The sequence below is a fragment of the Plesiocystis pacifica SIR-1 genome (genome assembly GCF_000170895.1).
Classification (GTDB): domain Bacteria; phylum Myxococcota_A; class Polyangia; order Nannocystales; family Nannocystaceae; genus Plesiocystis; species Plesiocystis pacifica.
The window spans coordinates 107,608-126,001 of the sequence record NZ_ABCS01000010.1 but is presented as its reverse complement, the minus strand read 5'-3'; the positions used below and the strand labels follow the sequence as shown (position 1 = coordinate 126,001).

Below are 18,394 nucleotides of genomic sequence, written 5' to 3'. Positions count from 1 at the left end.
ATGCTCCTCGCTACGATCGGAAACATCACCGCCGCCCTCATTTCCATCGGCCTCCTCGTCGGCACCATGCGCTTTACCCGCAAGGCCGCCGAGCCGAGCGCCTGAACCGGACGCGCGAGGCGGGCGGACCCCGAAGGATCGCTGACCTATCGGCCGGTCTGCCCAGCCTCCACCGCATCCAGCCGCAAAAGCGGCGAACGAACCGAAAATTCCTTCCGAACCGATCCGATGGACGGTTCGTGACGCGGCTTACCAGGCTAACCTCGACGAACTTGCAGTCGACCCAGTCATGAGCGAGCCGCAATCAGACGTGTCGGACCTCGACCTCGAGAGCGGCGCCCCCACGGGACCGAGCGCGCGCACCAGCGGGGCCTTCCGCGTGTCCGAAATCTTGCGCCAAGGCCACGAGCCCCTGGCGAGGAACCCGGGGACCAAGGGTCTCACGGCTCAGGACGCCAACGAGCTGCGCCTGCTGCTGCGCGGCGAGTCCGTCGTCGACTGGTACCGCCTCGACTTCCACGACGAGGAGGACTCCAAGCGCCTGCTGGCTCTCAACAGCCTCGACTGGGACAACGCCGACGACCGCGAGCGCGTCGAGACCCTGCGCCGCGAGGCCGCCGAGTACACCCGGCGCGTGCTCAAGCTGCACGTCGACGAGGTCGTGGCCGAGTCCGCGCCCTTCATCGAGTTGCCGCTGATGGCCTCGGGCAAGCGTGGGACTCGCAAGCAGCAGCGCAACGCCTGCACCCTGCTCAAGGTGATGCACATCCTCTATCACCTCGACGCCCGAGAGCTGCGCACGCGCCTGGCCCTCTCGGACGCGGCCTTGTTCGAGAGCGTCGAGCAGAGCGTGCTCGAGGTCTTCGATCAGCTCCGGGCCCTCGGCGCGCCGGTGCTCGAGTTCCAGTGGTCGCGCAAGACCCAGGACTCGCTGCTGACCAAGATGCTGGTCAAGCGCGAGACCTCGGCCGCGCGGGTGTTCGACCGCCTGCGCTTTCGGCTGATCGTCCACGAGCGCGACGACGTGCTCCCGACCCTCAAGCTGATGCTGCGCCGGCTGATTCCCTTCAACTACGTGGTCCCGGGGCAGACCGTGAACACCCTGGTCGACACCCGGGTGCTCCGCGAGATCAGCCCGAGCCCGCTGGCCACCTCGGAGGGCCGCGCCGCCGACCAAAACGAGTTCTCGGGCGCCAACTTCCGCATGCTCAACTTCATCGCCGACCTGCCCGTGCGCGTCGACGAAAAGATCGACCCGAACGCCGAGGGCGGCCGCGGAAACGTGGTCTTCGTGCTCGTCGAGTTCCAGCTCATCGACGCCGAGACGGCCAAGACCAACGAGCAGGGCGAGGCCTCCCACGCGGCCTACAAGATGCGCCAGCACTCGCGGGTCCGAGAGCGCCTGCTGAGGACGCCCTCGGACAAGGACAAGAAGAAGAGCAACGGCTAGCGAGCCGCCCCTTCCAGGCTGATAGGCTATGCGCCCATGGCCGAATGGAATGAGGACGAGACCCTCCTGGATCAGCTCGCCAACCACGCGAAGACGCGCGGGGACAGGCCGGCGGTGTTCGGCAGGGCTGGCGCCCGCTGGGTCGGCACCAGCTGGAAAGACTACTGGGCCACGGCGCGCGAGGTCGGCAAGGCCCTGATCTCCCTGGGCCACGAGCCCGGCGAGTGCGTGGCGATCGTCGGCGACAACCGCCCGGAGTGGGTGTTCGCCGAGTTCGGGATCATGGCCGCGGCGGGCATCGTCGCGCCCATCTACCAGACCTCGACCGAGGAGCAGGTCGCCTACATCCTCGGTCACTCGAAGGCCCGCATCGCGATCTGCGACCAGCGGGCCCAGCTCGAAAAATTCATGGCCGCGGCCGCCAGCAGCCCGGACACGGTCGCGCTCGAGCGCTTCATCTTGATGGACGACGACCCCATCGACGACGAGCGGGTGCTCAATTTCAAGGACCTGCTCCAGATGGGCCGGGCCGTCGACGACTCGGCCGTCGACGCCCGCATCGAGTCGGTGAAGGCCGACTCCGTCGCGCTGCTCATCTACACCTCGGGCACCACCGGGGTCCCCAAGGCGGTGCAGCTCGACCACGGCAACATGACCTCCGTGGCCTATGGCGCCCTCGAGTTCTACCGCGAGATCGACGACGACAACTACCGGGCGATCAGCTACCTGCCCCTGTCCCACGTCGCCGAGCAGATGTTCACGACCATGGTCCACATCCGCTCGGGCGGCGAGGTCTATTTCTGCGCCGAGCTCAAGAAGGTCCGCGACTACCTCCCGGAGGTCCAGCCGACCTCCTTCGTGGGCGTGCCGCGGGTGTGGGAGAAATTCGAGGCCGCCATGAAGGCCCGCCTGGCCGAGGCCACCGGCTTTCGCAAGCGCCTGGTCGAGTGGGCCCGGGCCCAGGAGTTCGCCGCCTTCGAGCACAAGGTCCGGACCGGCCAGGACAAGCAGGGCTTCATGCTCAATCTGGCGCGCAAGCTGGTCATCTCGAAGGTCAAAGAGCGCCTCGGGCTCCAGAACCTGGTGCTCGCGGCCACTGGTGCTGCGCCCATCTCCGTCGGCACCCTCGAGTTCATGGCCTCCCTCGGCATCGTGATCCACGAGGGCTTCGGCATGTCCGAGACCTCCGGCGCGATCACGGGCAGCCCGCTCTACCGCCCCCGGGTCGGCTGGGTCGGCAGGGCCCTCCCCGGCGTCCAGATCAAGATCGCCGACGACGGCGAGATCTGCCTCAAGGGCCGGCCGATGACCCGCGGCTACCTGGGCATGCCGGACAAGACCGCCGAGCTCATCGACGAGCAGGGCTGGCTGCACACCGGCGATCTGGGCAAGTACGAGGACGGCTGGCTGGCGATCACCGGGCGCAAGAAGGACATCCTGATCACCGCGGGGGGCAAGAACGTCGCCCCCGCCAAGATCGAGGGCAAGCTCAGCCAGCTCCCCGGCATCGGCCAGGCGGTCGTGGTCGGCGACCGCGAGCGCTTCCTCGCCGCCTTGCTGGTCATCGACCCCGAGGCCCTGCCCGAGCTGCGCGACCGCCTGGGCCTGGGCAGCGGCGCGACCGTGGCCGACGTCGCCGCCAGCGACAAATTCGACGCGCTGCTGCGCGAGGGCGTCGACAAGGACGTGAACCCCGAGCTCGCCCGCTACGAGCAGATCAAGAAGTTCACCGTGCTGCCCAACGAGTTCAGCGTCGATACTGGCGAGCTGACGCCGACCATGAAGGTCAAGCGCAACGTGGTGAACGAGAAATTCGCAGCGCAGATCAAGGCGATGTTCGCCTGACGGCCTGGCGCGCTCAGGGGCTGTGAATGAATTCACAGCCCCTGTCTGCTCTAGCCGTCGTGGGCGACGCCACCCCCTCCCTGCCCCACGCCCACGACTCAATCGAGCCCGCGCGCGGCGAACTCGGGGGATACGAGCGTCTCTTGCTTGAGGTAGCCGGTGCAGAACACGCCGACGAGCGCGCCCGCGTCGTTGTGGACCGTCGTCCGCCACTTCACGCAGGGCTTGCTCCCGCCCTTGCACAGCTCGAGCGGAGGCTCGGTGCTGGGGGCGTGGCGCTTGCACGCCTCGCCGTAGACCTGATCGTAGACCGAGCCCGAGGCGCCGTAGACCCGGTACTTCGACATCCACGGGGTCGGAGTGGCCGACGACCCCGAAACGACCGGCTCTCGAACCCCCGGCGGCGTCGACGGCACGACACCTCCATCATCGGGAGGCTCCGGCGAGAGTACGGCCTCAGCGACCAGATAGACGAGGCTACCGCCGGTCAATAGAGGCACGACGACTCGAGAAGCCCACCACTGCGCCTTGCTCAGCTCACCCTCAGACATGGCCGGATACGCTAGCAGTGGCGACTTGCGGCGCAATGACACTTCATTACACCGCCAACGCCTCGCTAACGCCCGGTCAGGCCGCCGCTACACCGGCCGCAGCTCGTAGGCCAGGTACTCGAGGCCGTACTCGGGCTCGGGCCGGCGCGCGACCGTGGTCCGGCTCAGGCCGTTGGCCTCGACGATGGCGTCGAAGACCGCGTGGTTGCCGAAGTTGGCGAAGGTGCAGCGGATGACCCCGCCCGGGGCCAGGTAGGTCTTGGCCTGGCTGATGAAGGCGCGGATCAGCCGGTACTCGACGTCGATGAAGGCCTGCGCCGGGGGCAGCCGACCCTCGAGGTGCGCGGGGATCGGCAAGGCCGTGGTCGCCTCGTTCTCCGCCGCGTAGAGGAAGGGGACGTTGAACACGATCAGGTCGAAGCGCTCGTCGGAGAAGGCCGCGAAGAGATCGGAGCAGCGGACCTCGCAACGATCCTCGAGGCCGTGGCGGCGCACGTTGGCGCGGGCGTTGGCGACGGCGTCGGGGCTGAGGTCGGCGAGGTGGACCGAGGCCGCGCCGCGCAAGGCCGCGATGACGCCCACGGCACCCGAGCCGCAGCCCATGTCGAGGACGCGCAGGCCCTCGGGCTCACCCAGGGCCTCGAGCAAGGTCAGGGTCGTCGAAGCCCCGGCCGCGCGGAACACTCGGGGGTGAAGCTCGAGCTCGACGCCCGCGACCGTCGCCACGGTCGGCTCGGCGCTGTAGGTCTCGCAGTAGACGCGGAAGCGGTCGTCGAGGCCGGCGTCGAAGCCGAGCTCGGCCGGGCTCGGCTTTCGCGCGCTGGAGTTGGGCTCTTGGGGCTGAGAACGAGAGGGGTCGTGCGACATCGGCGGGCCTCGTGGCGTGTCTCCTCCCCATCGCATTAATGAAAATAGATTTCATCATCAATTTTAAGAAACAGCGTCATGCTTCGGTGAGAAGTTTCAATTCATCGCAATTGAAAATTAATTTCATTTGATCAAGATATCCGAGTCCCCATGACGACCACGCCGACCCGCCAGACACCCACCCCCGCTCGGCCTCGGGAGGCGACCTTCGCCGTGCTCGCCGCCCTCGTCGCGGCGCTCTTGGTTTGCTGCGGACTGAGCGTCGTCATCCCCGAAGGCCGGGCCGGCGTCGACCACTTGCTGCTTCCCTGCGTCGCCTTCCCGGTGGTGTGGATCGCCGCCGCCCTCGCCCTGTTCGCGGCGCCCGACCGCCGCCGCGCTCGCCTCGTCGTCACGGGCCTCGCGCTCGTGTCCCTCGCGGCCACGGTCGCCGACTCCCTCACGGCGGCCGCGTCATGAGCTCGCCCAAGGCCGAAGCCCGTCGACGCCCGCGACCGCGGCTGTACCGACTGCACCGGTGGATCGGCCTGGTCGTCGCCGTGGTCGGGACCCTGGTGTTCTTCAGCGGCGTGCTCGCGACCTTCGCGTCCGAGATCGACGCCTGGGCCGCGCGGGCTCCCCAATACCCGGCGATCGGCGAGCTCGAAGGCTTCGATCTCGACCGCGCGCTCGCGGCCGCGACCCCCTCGGAGTTCGAGCAGGCGCACATCGCTCAAGACCACGGCGAGCCCCTGCTCGCCTACTTCGAGACGCCGAGCGCGGTCGAGGGCGAGCCCGCCCACGCCCGCGGCCTCTCCCTCGACCCCGAGACCCTCGAAGTCTTCGAGCGCCGCGAAGGCACGCCCGGCGAGGTCCAGGCGCCGCGGCCCCACGATCGCCTCGCCGCCTTCATCATCGAGCTGCACGTCTTCCTGCTCCTGCCCCGGACCCTCGGGCTGCTGGTCACGGGCCTGCTCGCCTTCGGCCTGCTCGCGCTGCTGGTCAGCGGCGTGTGGGTGCACCAACCGACGGCCGAGAAGCTGCGCCGACGCCCACGCAAGACGCGGCTGCGGGTGTTCGCGGGCGACCTGCACACCCTCGTGGGCAGCTGGACCCTGCCCTACACCGCGATCATCGCCCTGACCGGGGCCTTCTTTTGTTTCTCGTCCACGGTCGTGCTCCCGGTCCTGACCCTCGCGCGCTACGGCGGCGATCGGGCCGAGATGCTCGCCGATCTGGTCCCCGAGGTCCCCGTCGAGCCCGCCGCGGGGCCCTCCGTGCGAGCCCTCGACCCGATGCTCCGCGACGCCCTCGCGCGCAGCGAAGGCGCGAGCTTCCGCTCCCTCTCCCTCGAGCACTGGGGCGGCGAACAAGCCCGCGCGACGGTGGTGCTCGAGCGCGAGAGCGCCTGGGGGGACGAGCGCCTGCGCTACGTCTACGACGGCCACGACGGCCGCTTCCTCGCGGACAAGCCAGAGGTCGGCGCCGTGCCTTCGGTGTCGAGCGCGGCCCTCGAGCTCATCGACGCGCTGCACTTCGGCACGCTCTTGGGCCGGCTGACGCAGGTCCTGTGGGTGCTCTTGGGCCTCGCGACCTGCGGCCTGTCGATGACCGGGCTGCTGGTCTACGCCCGCCGCCAGATCAAGGCCCAGAGCACGGTCGAGGACGCGCCCCGGAGCGCCCGCGCGGCCGCGACGCTGGCCGTCGCGCTCTCGGGCGGCCTGGTCGCCTGCTGCCCCCTCGTGCTCGCCAGCTGGGCCGTCGCCTGCGCGGCCCAGCTCGACGATCCGGCCACGGCCATGACCGCGACCTTGCTCCTGGGCCTGGCGGCGGCCGCCGCCTTGGGCTGGACCCTGACCCTCGAGCGCGCCCTGGCCCTGACCCTCGGCTGCGCCGGCCTCGGCTTCCTCGGCGCGCCCGCGCTGGTCGCCCTAGCCAATGGCCTCTCCCTCTTCGAGCTGTGGTCCCGCGGCCCCCAGCCCTGGCCGATCGCCGGGGACCTGCTCGCCCTCGCCCTCGCCCTCGGCTGCCTCGCCGGCGCCCGAGCCCTGCTCCTCAACCCCCGGACCCTGCCATGACAGACCTTCGCGCCCTCCTCATTCGCCCCTTGCCGACCCTGGCCCTCGCGGCCTGCCTGACCTCAGCCCTCGCCTGCGACACGGGCGGCTCGTCCAACGACGACGGCGCCGCCGCGACCGGCGACGAGGGCTGGGACGGCGGCTACCTGCTCAGCTCCGTGATCATCACCGACGTCGGCCGGACCACCTACTTCTCCGTGGTCCGCGAGCTCGACGGCCACCTCGACAACGCCAACGCCATCGAGGTCCCGGGCAACGCCGTCTACCTCGTCAGCGGCAACGCCGTGCTCGTCGGCATGGCCGAGGCGCCGACCTGGGTGAAGTGGGAGATCTCCGAGACCGGGGCGCTGACCCAGGTCGGGGAGATGAGCCTCGCGGCCTACGGCCTCGCCGCCATCGACTTCGGCAACACCCTCGTCGACGAGACCACCGCCGTGTCCGTGTCGAGCGACTCGCTGCTGGCCATCGTCTGGGACCCCTCGACCATGACCATCACGGGCACCGTCGATCTGGCCCACCTGCACGTCGACGGCTACGACCTCGAGAACTGGACCACGACCACGGGCCCCGACGGCCTCGTCTACATCCCCGGGCGCTGGGCCGACTGGAACGCCGGCAGCATCTACCCCGAGGTCTCGATGACCATCGTCGACCCCAAGGCCCTCGAGCTCGTCGGCGTCGCCACGGACGATCGCTGCGCCAGCGGCGGCCGGGCCGTGTTCGGAGCCGACGGCCACGCCTACGTGCTCGGCGACGGGCGCAACTACTCGGCGCAGATGTTCGAGAACGCCGGGGCCGCGCCCGCGGCCGACAACTGCGTGCTGCGCATCCCCGCCGGCGCCACGGACTTCGACCCGGACTACGCGTTCACGATCCCCGAGCTGACCGGCGGCCTCGAGGCCATCACCGAGCTCGAGACCGCCGAGCAAGGCTCGGGCGTCGGCTTCGTCAAGATCTTCCACCCCGACGAGCTGCCCGCAGACGTCGAGCCCGTCGACTTCGCGTTTTGGGACCACAACGCCCACCAGCTGTGGCGCATCGAGCTCGGCGACGCGCCGAGCATGAAGCCCGTCGCCGGCGCGCCGATGTCCGCCGTCGGCTTCCCCGGCGTCGCCACCCGCGGCCTGCTCTACCTCGGTGAGAGCGAGGACATGGGGGCGAACAGCACGGTCTACGAGGTCGATCCGACCACCAACGAGATGTCTCCCGCGTTCACCATGGACGGCTACTTCTACGGCGTCCACGCCCTGCCCTAGGACCCCAAGATGCACATCCAGCCCCTGCCACCGCGCGGCGCACAGCCGGGCGGCGAGACCCCTGCGTCCTCAAAACCGCAAGCCTCCCTGTCGAGCGCCGAGGACAACGCCCAGCGGGCCCTCGCCCGCGACCCCCGAACCTGGGCCCAGACCCCCGAGGGCATGGCCCGCTTCGCCGGCGACCTCGACCTGGCCTCCCTCGCCGAGCGCGAGAGCTTCGCCCGCACCCGCGGTCCGCTGCCGCCCGGCTCCGCCCCGGGGACCGCGGCGATCGTGCTCGAGCGGGCGCTGAGCGAGCTCGGCCCCGCCACCTTGCCCGAGCGCGGCCTCGGGGAGCGCCGGGCCCTCGAGCTCGTCAGCGGCGTGCTCGCGCGCCACGGCCTCGACCTGAGCCACCCCAACGCCGTCGCGCACCTGCAGCCGCCGACCCTGGCCGTGGCCGCGGCCGCGGACACCCTGGCGAGCGTCGTCAATTCCTCCGTCGACACCTTCGACTCGGGGCCCTCGTCCGTGGCCATCGAGCGCTGGGTCGTCGAGGCCCTCATCGATCTGGCGGGCCTGGGCGCGGACGCGGACGGGGTGCTGACCCCGGGCGGATCGATGTCCAACCTGCTCGGGCTGCTCCTCGCCCGGGACAGCGCCGCGCGCCGGCTGGGCATCGACGCCCGCCGCGACGGCGTCGCAGGCCTGCGCCGCCCGGTCGTGCTGTGCTCCGCCGTCGCGCACTTCTCCGTGCACCGAGCCTGCGCCGCCTTGGGCCTCGGCGAGGGCGCGGTCGTCCCCGTGCCCGTGGATCGCTGCCGGCGCATGGACACCGCGGCCCTGCGCCGCTGCCTGGCCGAGCTCGACGACGACCAGACCCCGATCGCCATCATCGCCACGGCCGGGACCACGGACTTCGGCTCCGTCGACCCCCTCGTCGAGCTGGCGACCATCGCCCACGAGCGCGGCGTGTGGTTCCACGTCGACGCCGCCTACGGCTTCGGCGCGCTGTTCTCCCGCCGCCTCGCCCCGCGCCTCGAGGGCCTGCACTTCGCCGACTCGATCACCCTCGACCTGCACAAGCTCGGCTGGCAGCCGGCCGCGACCAGCGTGCTGCTCGTGGCCAAGCCCGACGCCTTCGCGTCCACGGAGCGCAACGTCGAGTACCTCAACCCCCTCGACGAGGCCCAGGCGGGCTACACCGGCCTGCTCGGGCGCAGCCTGCAGACCACCCGCCGGGCCGACGCGGTCAAGGTCGCCGCGACCTTCCTGGGCCTGGGCCGCGCGGGCCTGGGCGCCATGGTCGACGCCTGCCACGAGCTCGCCCGCCACGGGCAGGCGTGGATCCTCGACCACCCCGAGCTCGAGCTGGTGTGCGCGGCCGAGCTGACCACGATCGTGTTCCGCTACCGGCCGCGCCTCGACACCGCCGAAGCAAACCCCGAATCGGAGTCGGCCTCCGAATCCGAGTCCGAGCGCCTCGATCGCGTCAACGCAGCGATCCGTCGCCGCCTGCTCGCGTCCGGCGAGGCCCTCGTCGGCCGCACCCGCGTCGACGTGCCCGGCGAGCCCTCGCGGCTGTGCCTCAAGTTCACCCTGATCAACCCCCGCACCCGCCCCGAGCAGCTCGAGGCGCTGCTCGAGCGCATCGTCGCCACCGGCCGCCGCGAGCTCGAGGCGCAGGAGACCCCCGAATGACCCGCCACGCGAACGCCCCCATCCCCCGCGCGCCCCTGCCCGCGCGCCCCGTCGACCTCCTCGCCGTGGGCTGCGGCCCCTTCAACATGGGCCTGGCGGCCCTGAGCTCGACGGTCCCCGAGCTGAAGGCCTTCACCGTCGACGCCGCCGAAGACTTCCGCTGGCACCCCGGCTTGATGTTCGAGGACGCCCGGCTGCAGGTCAGCTTCCTCGCCGACCTGGTCTCCCTGGTCGACCCCACCCACCCGCTGTCCTTCCTCGCCTACCTGGCCGACCAGGACCGCATGTACCCCTTTTACATCCGCGAGCGCTTCCACATGATGCGCAGCGAGTACGAGGACTACCTGCGCTGGGCCCTGGCCCAGCTCGAGCAGGTCGCCTTTGGCCAGCGCGTCGAGCTCGTCGAATGGGACGCCGCGGCCGAGCAGTTCATGGTCCGCCTGCGCGCGACCGACGGGGGCACCGCCTCGCTCCCGGCCCGCAACCTCAGCGTCGGCATCGGCACCGCGCCGTGGGTGCCCGAGCTGGTCGAGGGCGTCGAGCGCAGCCGCTGGATGCACTCGGCCCAATACCTCGCGCGCGTTGACGAGGTCGACGCCGCGCAGACCGTGACCGTGGTCGGCTCGGGCCAGTCCGGGGCCGAGGTCGTCCTCGACCTGCTGCGCCGCCGCCCCGGCCCGCGCCCGGGGATCCGCTGGCTGACCCGGACCGCCAGCTTCGCGCCCCTCGACTACACCAAGCTCGTGCTCGAGATGACCACCCCGAGCTACGTCAAGCACTTCCACGCCCTGCCCGAGGCCACCCGCGACGCCCTCGTGGCCAACCAGTGGCGCCACTACAAGGGCATCTCCACCGACACCCTCGAGGCCATCCACGACCAGCTCTACAGCCGCGCCGTGGCCTTCGGCGAGGTCGACCTCGAGCTGCGCGTGGCCACCGAGCTGCGCGGCGTCCAGCGCTCCGACGCCGGCGTCACGCTGCGCTGCCACGACCGCGTGGCCGACCACGGCTTCGAGCGCGACACCGACCTGCTGATCTTCGCGACCGGCTACCGCCACCGCCAGCCGACCTTCCTCGAGCCCCTCGAGCCCCTGCTCCAGCGCGACGCGGCCGGGCGCCTCGACCTCGACCTCGACCACGCCGTGCGCTCCGACCCGAGCCTGGGCGGCAAGGTCTTCGTGGTCAACGCCGACCTCCACAGCCACGGCGTGGCGGCCCCGGACCTGGGCATCTGCGCCTACCGCAACGCGCGGATCATCAACACCGTGCTCGGCCGAGCCCACTACCGCCTGCCCGAGCGCACCGCCTTCACCCGCTTTGGCCACCACCTCGACCACGAGGGGGCCCGCGGAGCCGAGGCCGAGTCGCGGATCACCAAGCGGGAGAGCGCGGCGTGAGCGAAGGGCTGAGCGCGGCGCGTCAGCGCGACCTGTTGATCGCGACCACGGCCAGCGCCGTGATCACGGACGCGACGCTGCTGCCCTTTTTCCCCAAGCTGTTCGCCACGGCCTTCGGCGTCGAGGACCCGCGCCACGTCGGCCTCTACCTCGCCGCGACCTGCCTGACGGTGATGCTCGCCCTCCCCGTCTGGGCCCGCCTCGAGCGGCGCTGGTCGACGCTGCAGCTGCTGGTCGTCGGCCAGCTCGGCGCTGGTGGCCTGGCCATCGCCAGCCACCTGACCACGGAGCTGTGGAGCTTTTGGGCCTGCACCCTGACGATGATCGTGTTCAAGGCCAGCTACCTGCTGGTCTACCCCTACGTGATGCGCCTGGTGCCCAAGGCCAGCCACGCCGGGGTCATCGGGCTGTTGACGGTCATCGTCCACCTCGGCGGCATCCTGGGCGCGACCTTGGGCGGCTGGGTGCTCGAACACCACGACCCGCGCGCGGCCTACCTGGTCATGGCCGCGGGGGACTTCCTGCAGATGGGCGTGTCGGTCTACCTGCTGCGCCGCGGCGCGCGGGCGCCGAGCCCGGAACCCGCCCATGAGGGGGTCCCCGAGGTGGTCGAGGCGTCCGCGGACGACCCGGCCCCCGCGCTCCCGCCCATTCCTCAACGCCTCTCGCCCCTGGTCCGCCTCGGCCTGCTCATGGCCGTCGTCTACTTCAGCGCCTTCATCACCCGGCCCTTCTTCGTCGAGTACTGGGGCACGCGCTCGAGCCTCGACGGCGAGCTGGTGTCCGGGTGGGTGTTTGCGATCCCGGCCCTCGCCTCGCTGGTCGCCCTCGGGGTCCAGCACATGGGCTGGTCGCGGCCGGGCAGCCTCTACAAGTGGCTCGCGCTCATCGCCCTCGGGGTGGCCATCCAGGCGACCCCGCTGCCCGCGGCGATCGTCGTCGGCCGCTTCATCTACGGCTGGGCGGCCTTCCGCGGCCTCGTCGACCTGGACCTCGCGCTGTTCGAGATCAGCCCCCCCGAGCGCTACGCCGAGGACTACAGCCACATGAACCTGTGCCAACAAGGCGGCGTGCTGATCGCGTTTTGGATCGCGGGCCTGGCCGTCAACGCGGGCGGCCTCGTCCAGCCGCTGTGGATCGCCCTGGGCGGCTTCGTCGTCGGCGCGGGCGTGTTCGCGGCCTACGGCTCGCGCTTCGTCGCGGCCGCGCCGAGCGAGGGCAAGGCCCCCGAGGAGGTCGCGCCGTGCTGAGCCCACAGACGCCCCCGAGCGAGCCACGCATTGGCCCCGTCGGGCCGTGGCGCTTCGTCAGCGACCAGCGCGTCGGATCCATCGAGCGCATCGAGCTGCGCGAGCTCGCCCTGGCCCGGGACGCCGCGACGATCCACGACTGGGTCCGGCGGGACTACGCGCGCTACTGGGGCATGCAGGGCATGACCTGCGCCGACGTGCGCGCGGCCTACGAGGCGCTCACCGCCCGGCCCAGCCTGCGCGCGCTGATCGGCCTGGTCCGCGCTGCCGACGAAGCGCCGCGGCCGGCCTTCTTGACCGAGTGCTACCTGCCGATCTGCGAGGCCTTCGCCAGGCACTACGACGCCCGCGACAGCGATCGCGGCCTGCACATCCTGGTCGCCCCGCGCCCCGCCCAGCCCATCCCGGGCTTCACCCGAGCCGCCTTCGCCAGCGTGCTCGAGCTTCTGTTCGCCGACCCTGCCGCCGAGCGCATCGTCGTCGAGCCCGACGTCCGTAACCACAAGATCCGCGCCATCAACCGCGCCTTTGGCTTTTGCGAGCTGCGGCCCATCGAGATCGAGGCGAGCCCCGCGGGGCCGGCCAAGACCGCGATGTTGTCCGTGTGCACCCGCGAGGACCTGCGCCGCGCCATGGAGACCCTGCCGTGAACTCCCCCCTGTGCCCTCCCACGCCCGACGGCGTCGCCCACCTGCGACCGAAGGTCTGGACCCGCATCAGCCAGGTCGCCGTCGCCAAGATGATCGCCGAGTTCAGCCACGAAAAGCTCCTCGCCCCGCGCAACGCCGCGCCCTCGGGCGGGCGCTTCGAGCTGCGCGCCGACGCCCCGCACGTCCACTACAGCTTCCACGCCCGGCGCTTCGCCCTCGACCACTGGGTCGTCGATCCCAGCTCGATCGTCCGGGTACGGACGGCCCCCGCCCCGGATCCGAGCGAGGCCGAGCCCCTCGAGCTCGACGCCCTCGAGTTCGTGCTCGACTTCCGCGAGACCCTCGGGCTCGAGGGCGCCGCGCTGACGGCCTACCTCGAGGAGCTCAGCGCCTCGCTCTACGCCGCGGCCTACAAGTACGACAACCAGCGCCACTACGCCCGCGCCCTGGCCCGGGCGCAGTTCCAGACCATCGAGACCGCGATGACCGAGGGCCACCCCTGCTTCCTCGTCAACGCCGGGCGCCTGGGCTTCGACGCCGACGACTACGCCCGCTACGCCCCCGAGGTCGCCCAGCCCATGGCCATGACCTGGGTGGCCGTGCGCCGCACCCGGGCCGAGTTCACCGCCGTCGACGGCCTCGACTACGCGACCTTCATCGTCCAGGAGCTCGGCGTCGACACCTGCGCCCGCTTCGACGCCCGGCTGCGCGCCCGCGGCCTCGACCCGGCGGCCTACCTCTACATGCCCGCCCACCCCTGGCAGTGGCGCAACCGCCTGTGCGCCTGCTTGGCCGGTGAGATCGCCCGCGACCACGTCGTGGAGCTCGGCGAGGGCGACGACGCCTACCAGCCCCAGCAGAGCATCCGCACCGCCTTCAACCTCAGCTCCCCGCGGCGCTGCTACGTCAAGACCGCCCTGAGCATCGTCAACATGGGCTTCGTCCGCGGGCTCTCGCCCGACTACATGCGCGCCACCCCGGCGATCAACCAGTGGGTCGACGCCCTCGTGTCGGGGGACGCGACCCTGCGCGCGTGCAACTTCGAGGTGCTCCGCGAGTGCGCGGCGATCGGCTACCGCACGCCCAGCTACGAGCGCGCCGGCCCGCGCAAGAGCCCACTCAACAAGCTGTTCGCGGCGCTGTGGCGGGAGAGCCCCGTCGCCAAGGCGCCCGTGGGCGAGCAGCTGATGACCATGGCCGCGCTGCTGCACCGCGACCGCGAGGGCCGAGCCCTGCTCGCCGAGCTGCTGCGCGCCCACGGCCTGGCGCCGACAGAGTGGCTCCGGGCCTACCTGCGCGTCTACCTGCGCCCGATCCTCCACTGCTACTTCGCCCACGACCTGGCCTTCATGCCCCACGGCGAGAACGTGATCCTCGGCCTGCGCGAGGGCATGCCCGCGCGGGCGTTCATGAAGGACATCGCCGAGGAGGTGCTGGTGTTCCGCCCGGCCGAGAGCCTGCCCCCGGCCGTGCGCCGCCTCGCCGTCGACTACCCCGCCGCGCTGCGGCCCCTGCACATCCTCATGGACGTGTTCGACTGCTTCTTCCGCTTCCTCGCGCCGATCTTCGCCGAGCAGTGCGGGCTGCCCGAGACCGAGTTCTGGCGCGAGGTCGCCGGCTGCGTGCTCGCCTACCAGCGCGAGCACCCCGAGCACGCCTGGCGCTACGCCGAGGACGACCTGTTCGTCGCCCAGTTCCCGCGCGGCTGCCTCAACCGCATGCAGCTGCGAGACGCCCGTCAGCTCCTCGACCTGGCCGACCCCGCCGCCGGCCTGCAGCTCGAGGGCACCCTCGCCAACCCCCTGGCCCCCTTCGCGCCCGCGCACCGGGAAACCCGAGCATGAGCGCCCATCCTCCCGAGCAGCGACCCGAGCGCGTCGAGATCATCGACATCGGCCGCGGCGTCGCCGTGGTCCTGATGATCATGGTGCACACGATGTGGCTCTACGCCGACGTCGAGACCCAGGCCGGCTCGGCCCTCGGCGTCGCCCTGCACGTCGTCGGCAAGGGCACCGCGGGCTTCCTGGTGATCATGGGCTTCTCCTTCATGGTCGCCCGCGATCAGAGCGCCACGAGGGCCGCGCGCCGCGGCCTGGTCATCCTCGGCGCGGGCTACCTGATGAACGCGCTCAAGTTCGTGGTCCCGGGCCTGCTCGGCCTGCTGCCCGACGCCTTCATCGAGGCCTACGGCTGGACCCCGCCGCCGACCGCCGGGCAGCTGGTCACCATGCTGCTGACCGGCGACATCCTGCAGCTCGCGGGGCTGTGCCTGATCCTCATGGGGCTGATCCGCAAGCTCACCCCCAACCGCCACGGCCTGCTCGTGTGGGCCGCGCTGTTCGCCTCGGGGACGCACCTGCTGCGCGGCGCTCGGATCGGCGTGGCGGGCATCGACGACCTCCTCGATCTGCTGTGGGGGGTCGAGTGGAACGTCTACTTCCCGGTGTTCCCGTGGTTCGCGCCGATCTTGCTCGGCATGTTCCTGGGCGCCCGCTACCGCGAGCACGGGGACCCCGACGCGCTCATGCTCGACTGGCTGCGCTTTGGCGTCCCGATGTTCGCGGTCGGCCTGGTCCTGGTCCTGCTGTGGCCCGAGACCCACTTCGTCGACTTCTTCCACCTCGGCCTCGGCGGCATCCTCGAGGCCACGGGCGCCGTGCTCATCGTCTGCCCGATCATCCACTACGCGAGCCGGGGGCGCGAGCCGGGGCCCCTGCGCGAGTTCTTGATCTACTCGAGCGAGCGGGTCACGGCCCTCTACGTGCTCTCGTGGACGGTGATCTGCTGGGGCATGGCCGTGGTCGGCTACCAGACCCTAAAACCCCTCGGCGTGGTCGCGGCGATCCCCGCGGTCGCGGCGGTGAGCTACGGCCTGTGCTGGCTCCTCGACCGCGCCAAGGCCAGCCTGCGCAGGCCCGAGGCGCCCGCGGGAGCGCGAGCGTGAGCGCCGTGTTCCGCGTGGCCTTCCCGGGCTTCGGCGAGGTCTCGCTGCGCCCCTTCGAGCTCGAGCGCGACCCCGCCTTCCTCCACGAGTGGGTCAACCGCGACTACGCCTACTTTTGGGGCCTGCAGGGCGCGAGCCTCGAGCGCGTGGTCGAGGAGTACCGCCGCCTGCTCGCCCCCGAGCACTACGAGGTCTTCGTCGGCGAGCACCAGGGGCGCCCGGCCTTCGTGCTCGAGCGCTACGACCCGCGCCAGGATCCGATCGGCGCGTTCTACCCCGTCGCCCCCGGCGACCGGGGCGTCCACGTGATCGTCGCGCCCCCCGACGCCGGCCCGCGCGTCCCCAACTTCACCTGGTTCATGTTCGAGGCGATCTTGGACTTCGCCTTTTCGGACCCCGGGGTCGCGCGCGTGCTCGTCGAGCCCGACATCCGCAACAAGAAGATGTTCACCCTGTGCGAGCGCGTCGGCTTCGAGACCGGGCGCGTCGTCGAGCTGCCCCACAAGACCGCGCAGCTGGCCTTTGTCACCCGCGCCCGCCACGAGGCGATCCGCCGCGCGGGCACCATTCGAGAGCGAAGTACGATGAACCACGCCGATAATTTCGTCAGTCCCCAGCGAGCCGTCGGGCACCTGCGCCGCGACGCGTGGGCCCGGGCCAACCGCGCCCTGGTCAAGAAGGCGCTGTGCGAGTTCAGCCACGAGCGCCTGCTCGAGCCCCGCGAGCTCGAAGCCAGCGAAGCCGAGGGCTTCGCGGTCTACGAGGTCGACGACGGCGCGGGGTTTTCCTGCCGCTTCGAGGCCAAGCCCCTGCCCCTGGACCACCTGTGGATCCGCGAGCAGAGCATCACCGTGACCCGGCCCCAGGCCGACGCGCGCCGCAGCCCGAGCGCCCCGGAGGTCGACGCCGTCGAGTTCATCAAGGCCTTCCGCGAGCCCCTCGGCATCTCCGAGCAGCTGCTGCCCCTCTACCTCGAGGAGATCCTCAGCACCCTCCAGGGCAGCGCCTTCAAGCTGGGCAAGGGCAACCCCAGCGCCGCCCAGCTCGCCCGCGCCGACTTCCAGACCATCGAGCAGTCGATGACCGAGGGCCACCCCTGCTTCGTGGCCAACAACGGCCGCATCGGCTTCGACAGCACCGACTACCGCTCCTACGCCCCCGAGGCCGGGAACACCTTCTCGCTGCTGTGGCTCGCCGGCCACCGACGCAAGGCCGTCTACGCCGGGACCGACGAGCTGCCCTACGAGACCCTCATCGCCCAGGAGCTCGACGCCCACACCCGCGCGGCCTTCGAGGACCGGATCCGCAGCCAGGGGGCCGACCCGGCGGACTACCTGTTCATCCCCGTCCACCCCTTCCAGTGGTTCAACAAGCTCGCCAGCGTGTTCGCCTCGGAGGTCGCCTCGGGGGACCTGATCTGCCTGGGCTACGGCCCCGACCAGTACCTCGCGCAGCAGTCGGTGCGGACCCTGTTCAATGTGTCCAACCCCGACAAGTTCTACACGAAGTCGGCCCTGTCGATCCTCAACATGGGCTTCATGCGCGGGCTCCCGCACTACTACCTGGGCACCGCGCCGACCATGGCGGTGTGGCTCGAGCAGCTGCTCTACACCGACCCCTACATCGAGGCCAGCGGCTTTCGCATGCTCGGCGAGCTCGCCTCGGTCAGCTACGTGAACCCCTACTTCGAGGAGTTCGGGCCGCACAACGACTACAACAAGATGCTGGCCTCGCTGTGGCGCGAGAGCCCGATGTCCGTGGCAGAGGACGGCCAGACCCCGATGACCATGGCCGCCCTGGTCCACGTCGACGACCACGGCCAGGCCCTGCTGCCCGCGCTCATCGAGGCCTCGGGGCTGTCTACGCGGGCGTGGCTCGATCGCTACCTCGACGCCTACCTCGCCCCGCTGCTGCACTGCTTTTACCGCTACGATCTGGTGTTCATGCCCCACGGCGAGAACCTGATCCTCGTGCTCGAGGACCACGTCCCGGTCCGCGCGCTGATGAAGGACATCACCGAGGAGGTCGCGATCTTGTCCGAGGCCATCGAGATCCCCGAGGCGCTGTCGCGCGTCCGCATGGAGGTCCCCGACGACGTCAAGCTGCTGTCGATCTTCATCGACGTGTTCGACGACTTCTTCCGCTTCGTCGCCCAGATCCTCGAGGAGCACGGCGACTGCTCGGCGATGGACTTTTGGGCCGCCGCGGCCGCGTGCGTGCGCCGCTACCAGGCGCAGTTCCCCGAGCTCGCCGAGAAGTTCGCCCACTACGACCTGTTCGCCGCGGACTTCACCTTGTCGTGCCTCAACCGGCTGCAGATCCGCAACCATCGCCAGATGATCGATCTCGACGAGCCGGTCGGGCGGCTGCAGTTCGTGGGCCGCATCGCCAACCCCCTGGCGGCCTTCGCCGACGGGGGCGTCGAACGCTCGAAGGCCAGCTAGCGC

Annotated in this window: 14 protein-coding genes; 12 read left to right on the top strand and 2 right to left on the bottom strand. The window is 70.9% G+C overall.

The features are described 5' to 3' along the window. The first annotated feature begins 289 nt into the window (after positions 1-289). Complete coding sequence (locus tag PPSIR1_RS07425; RefSeq protein WP_006970395.1) at positions 290-1,450, top strand: TIGR04552 family protein; 1,161 nt, start codon at positions 290-292, stop codon at positions 1,448-1,450. Between the two features lie 36 nt (positions 1,451-1,486). Beyond that, a complete protein-coding gene (locus PPSIR1_RS07420; protein ID WP_006970394.1) occupies positions 1,487-3,295 on the top strand; it encodes an AMP-dependent synthetase/ligase in 1,809 nt (602 codons plus the stop codon). Positions 3,296-3,393: 98 nt separating this feature from the next. Here PPSIR1_RS07420 and PPSIR1_RS07415 read toward each other — a convergent pair whose 3' ends face one another. Together PPSIR1_RS07415 and PPSIR1_RS42070 are read right to left on the bottom strand one after the other, a co-directional pair. Continuing rightward, the gene (locus tag PPSIR1_RS07415) at positions 3,394-3,642 is read right to left on the bottom strand and encodes a hypothetical protein (RefSeq protein ID WP_006970393.1); all 249 of its coding nucleotides are present in this window, start codon (positions 3,640-3,642) and stop codon (positions 3,394-3,396) included. A gap of 291 nt (positions 3,643-3,933) precedes the next feature. Continuing rightward, positions 3,934-4,713: a methyltransferase gene (locus PPSIR1_RS42070; protein ID WP_006970392.1), complete on the bottom strand. Its 780-nt coding sequence runs from the start codon at positions 4,711-4,713 to the stop codon at positions 3,934-3,936. Between the two features lie 150 nt (positions 4,714-4,863). On the opposite strand from PPSIR1_RS42070, the gene PPSIR1_RS07405 reads away from it, so the two are divergent. The 10 genes from PPSIR1_RS07405 to PPSIR1_RS07360 are packed head-to-tail and all read left to right on the top strand — an operon-like array spanning position 4,864 to position 18,391. After that, positions 4,864-5,172: a hypothetical protein gene (locus tag PPSIR1_RS07405; protein WP_006970391.1), complete on the top strand. Its 309-nt coding sequence runs from the start codon at positions 4,864-4,866 to the stop codon at positions 5,170-5,172. After that, positions 5,169-6,770, top strand: a complete 1,602-nt coding sequence (locus tag PPSIR1_RS07400; protein WP_006970390.1) for a PepSY-associated TM helix domain-containing protein — start codon at positions 5,169-5,171, stop codon at positions 6,768-6,770. Before PPSIR1_RS07405 ends, PPSIR1_RS07400 begins: the two co-directional genes overlap by 4 nt. Further along, positions 6,767-8,026: a hypothetical protein gene (locus tag PPSIR1_RS07395; RefSeq protein WP_006970389.1), complete on the top strand. Its 1,260-nt coding sequence runs from the start codon at positions 6,767-6,769 to the stop codon at positions 8,024-8,026. The genes PPSIR1_RS07400 and PPSIR1_RS07395 overlap by 4 nt, the downstream gene beginning before the upstream one ends. 9 nt (positions 8,027-8,035) lie before the next feature. Beyond that, complete coding sequence (locus tag PPSIR1_RS07390) at positions 8,036-9,706, top strand: pyridoxal phosphate-dependent decarboxylase family protein (RefSeq protein WP_006970388.1); 1,671 nt, start codon at positions 8,036-8,038, stop codon at positions 9,704-9,706. Then, positions 9,703-11,103 carry a lysine N(6)-hydroxylase/L-ornithine N(5)-oxygenase family protein gene (locus PPSIR1_RS07385; RefSeq protein WP_006970387.1) on the top strand — a complete coding sequence of 467 codons (1,401 nt, stop codon included), beginning with the start codon at positions 9,703-9,705 and terminating at the stop codon, positions 11,101-11,103. Before PPSIR1_RS07390 ends, PPSIR1_RS07385 begins: the two co-directional genes overlap by 4 nt. Further along, the gene (locus PPSIR1_RS07380; protein WP_006970386.1) at positions 11,100-12,353 is read left to right on the top strand and encodes an MFS transporter; all 1,254 of its coding nucleotides are present in this window, start codon (positions 11,100-11,102) and stop codon (positions 12,351-12,353) included. Before PPSIR1_RS07385 ends, PPSIR1_RS07380 begins: the two co-directional genes overlap by 4 nt. Further along, the gene (locus PPSIR1_RS47485) at positions 12,347-13,003 is read left to right on the top strand and encodes a GNAT family N-acetyltransferase (RefSeq protein ID WP_006970385.1); all 657 of its coding nucleotides are present in this window, start codon (positions 12,347-12,349) and stop codon (positions 13,001-13,003) included. The genes PPSIR1_RS07380 and PPSIR1_RS47485 overlap by 7 nt, the downstream gene beginning before the upstream one ends. Beyond that, positions 13,000-14,847: an IucA/IucC family protein gene (locus PPSIR1_RS07370; RefSeq protein ID WP_006970384.1), complete on the top strand. Its 1,848-nt coding sequence runs from the start codon at positions 13,000-13,002 to the stop codon at positions 14,845-14,847. Before PPSIR1_RS47485 ends, PPSIR1_RS07370 begins: the two co-directional genes overlap by 4 nt. Further along, entirely contained in the window at positions 14,844-15,947 is a 1,104-nt protein-coding gene (locus PPSIR1_RS07365; protein ID WP_006970383.1) for a heparan-alpha-glucosaminide N-acetyltransferase, read from the top strand. Before PPSIR1_RS07370 ends, PPSIR1_RS07365 begins: the two co-directional genes overlap by 4 nt. Further along, on the top strand, positions 15,944-18,391 hold the full coding sequence (locus PPSIR1_RS07360) for a GNAT family N-acetyltransferase (RefSeq protein WP_045115570.1): 2,448 nt from the start codon (positions 15,944-15,946) through the stop codon (positions 18,389-18,391). Before PPSIR1_RS07365 ends, PPSIR1_RS07360 begins: the two co-directional genes overlap by 4 nt. Positions 18,392-18,394 lie beyond the last annotated feature (3 nt).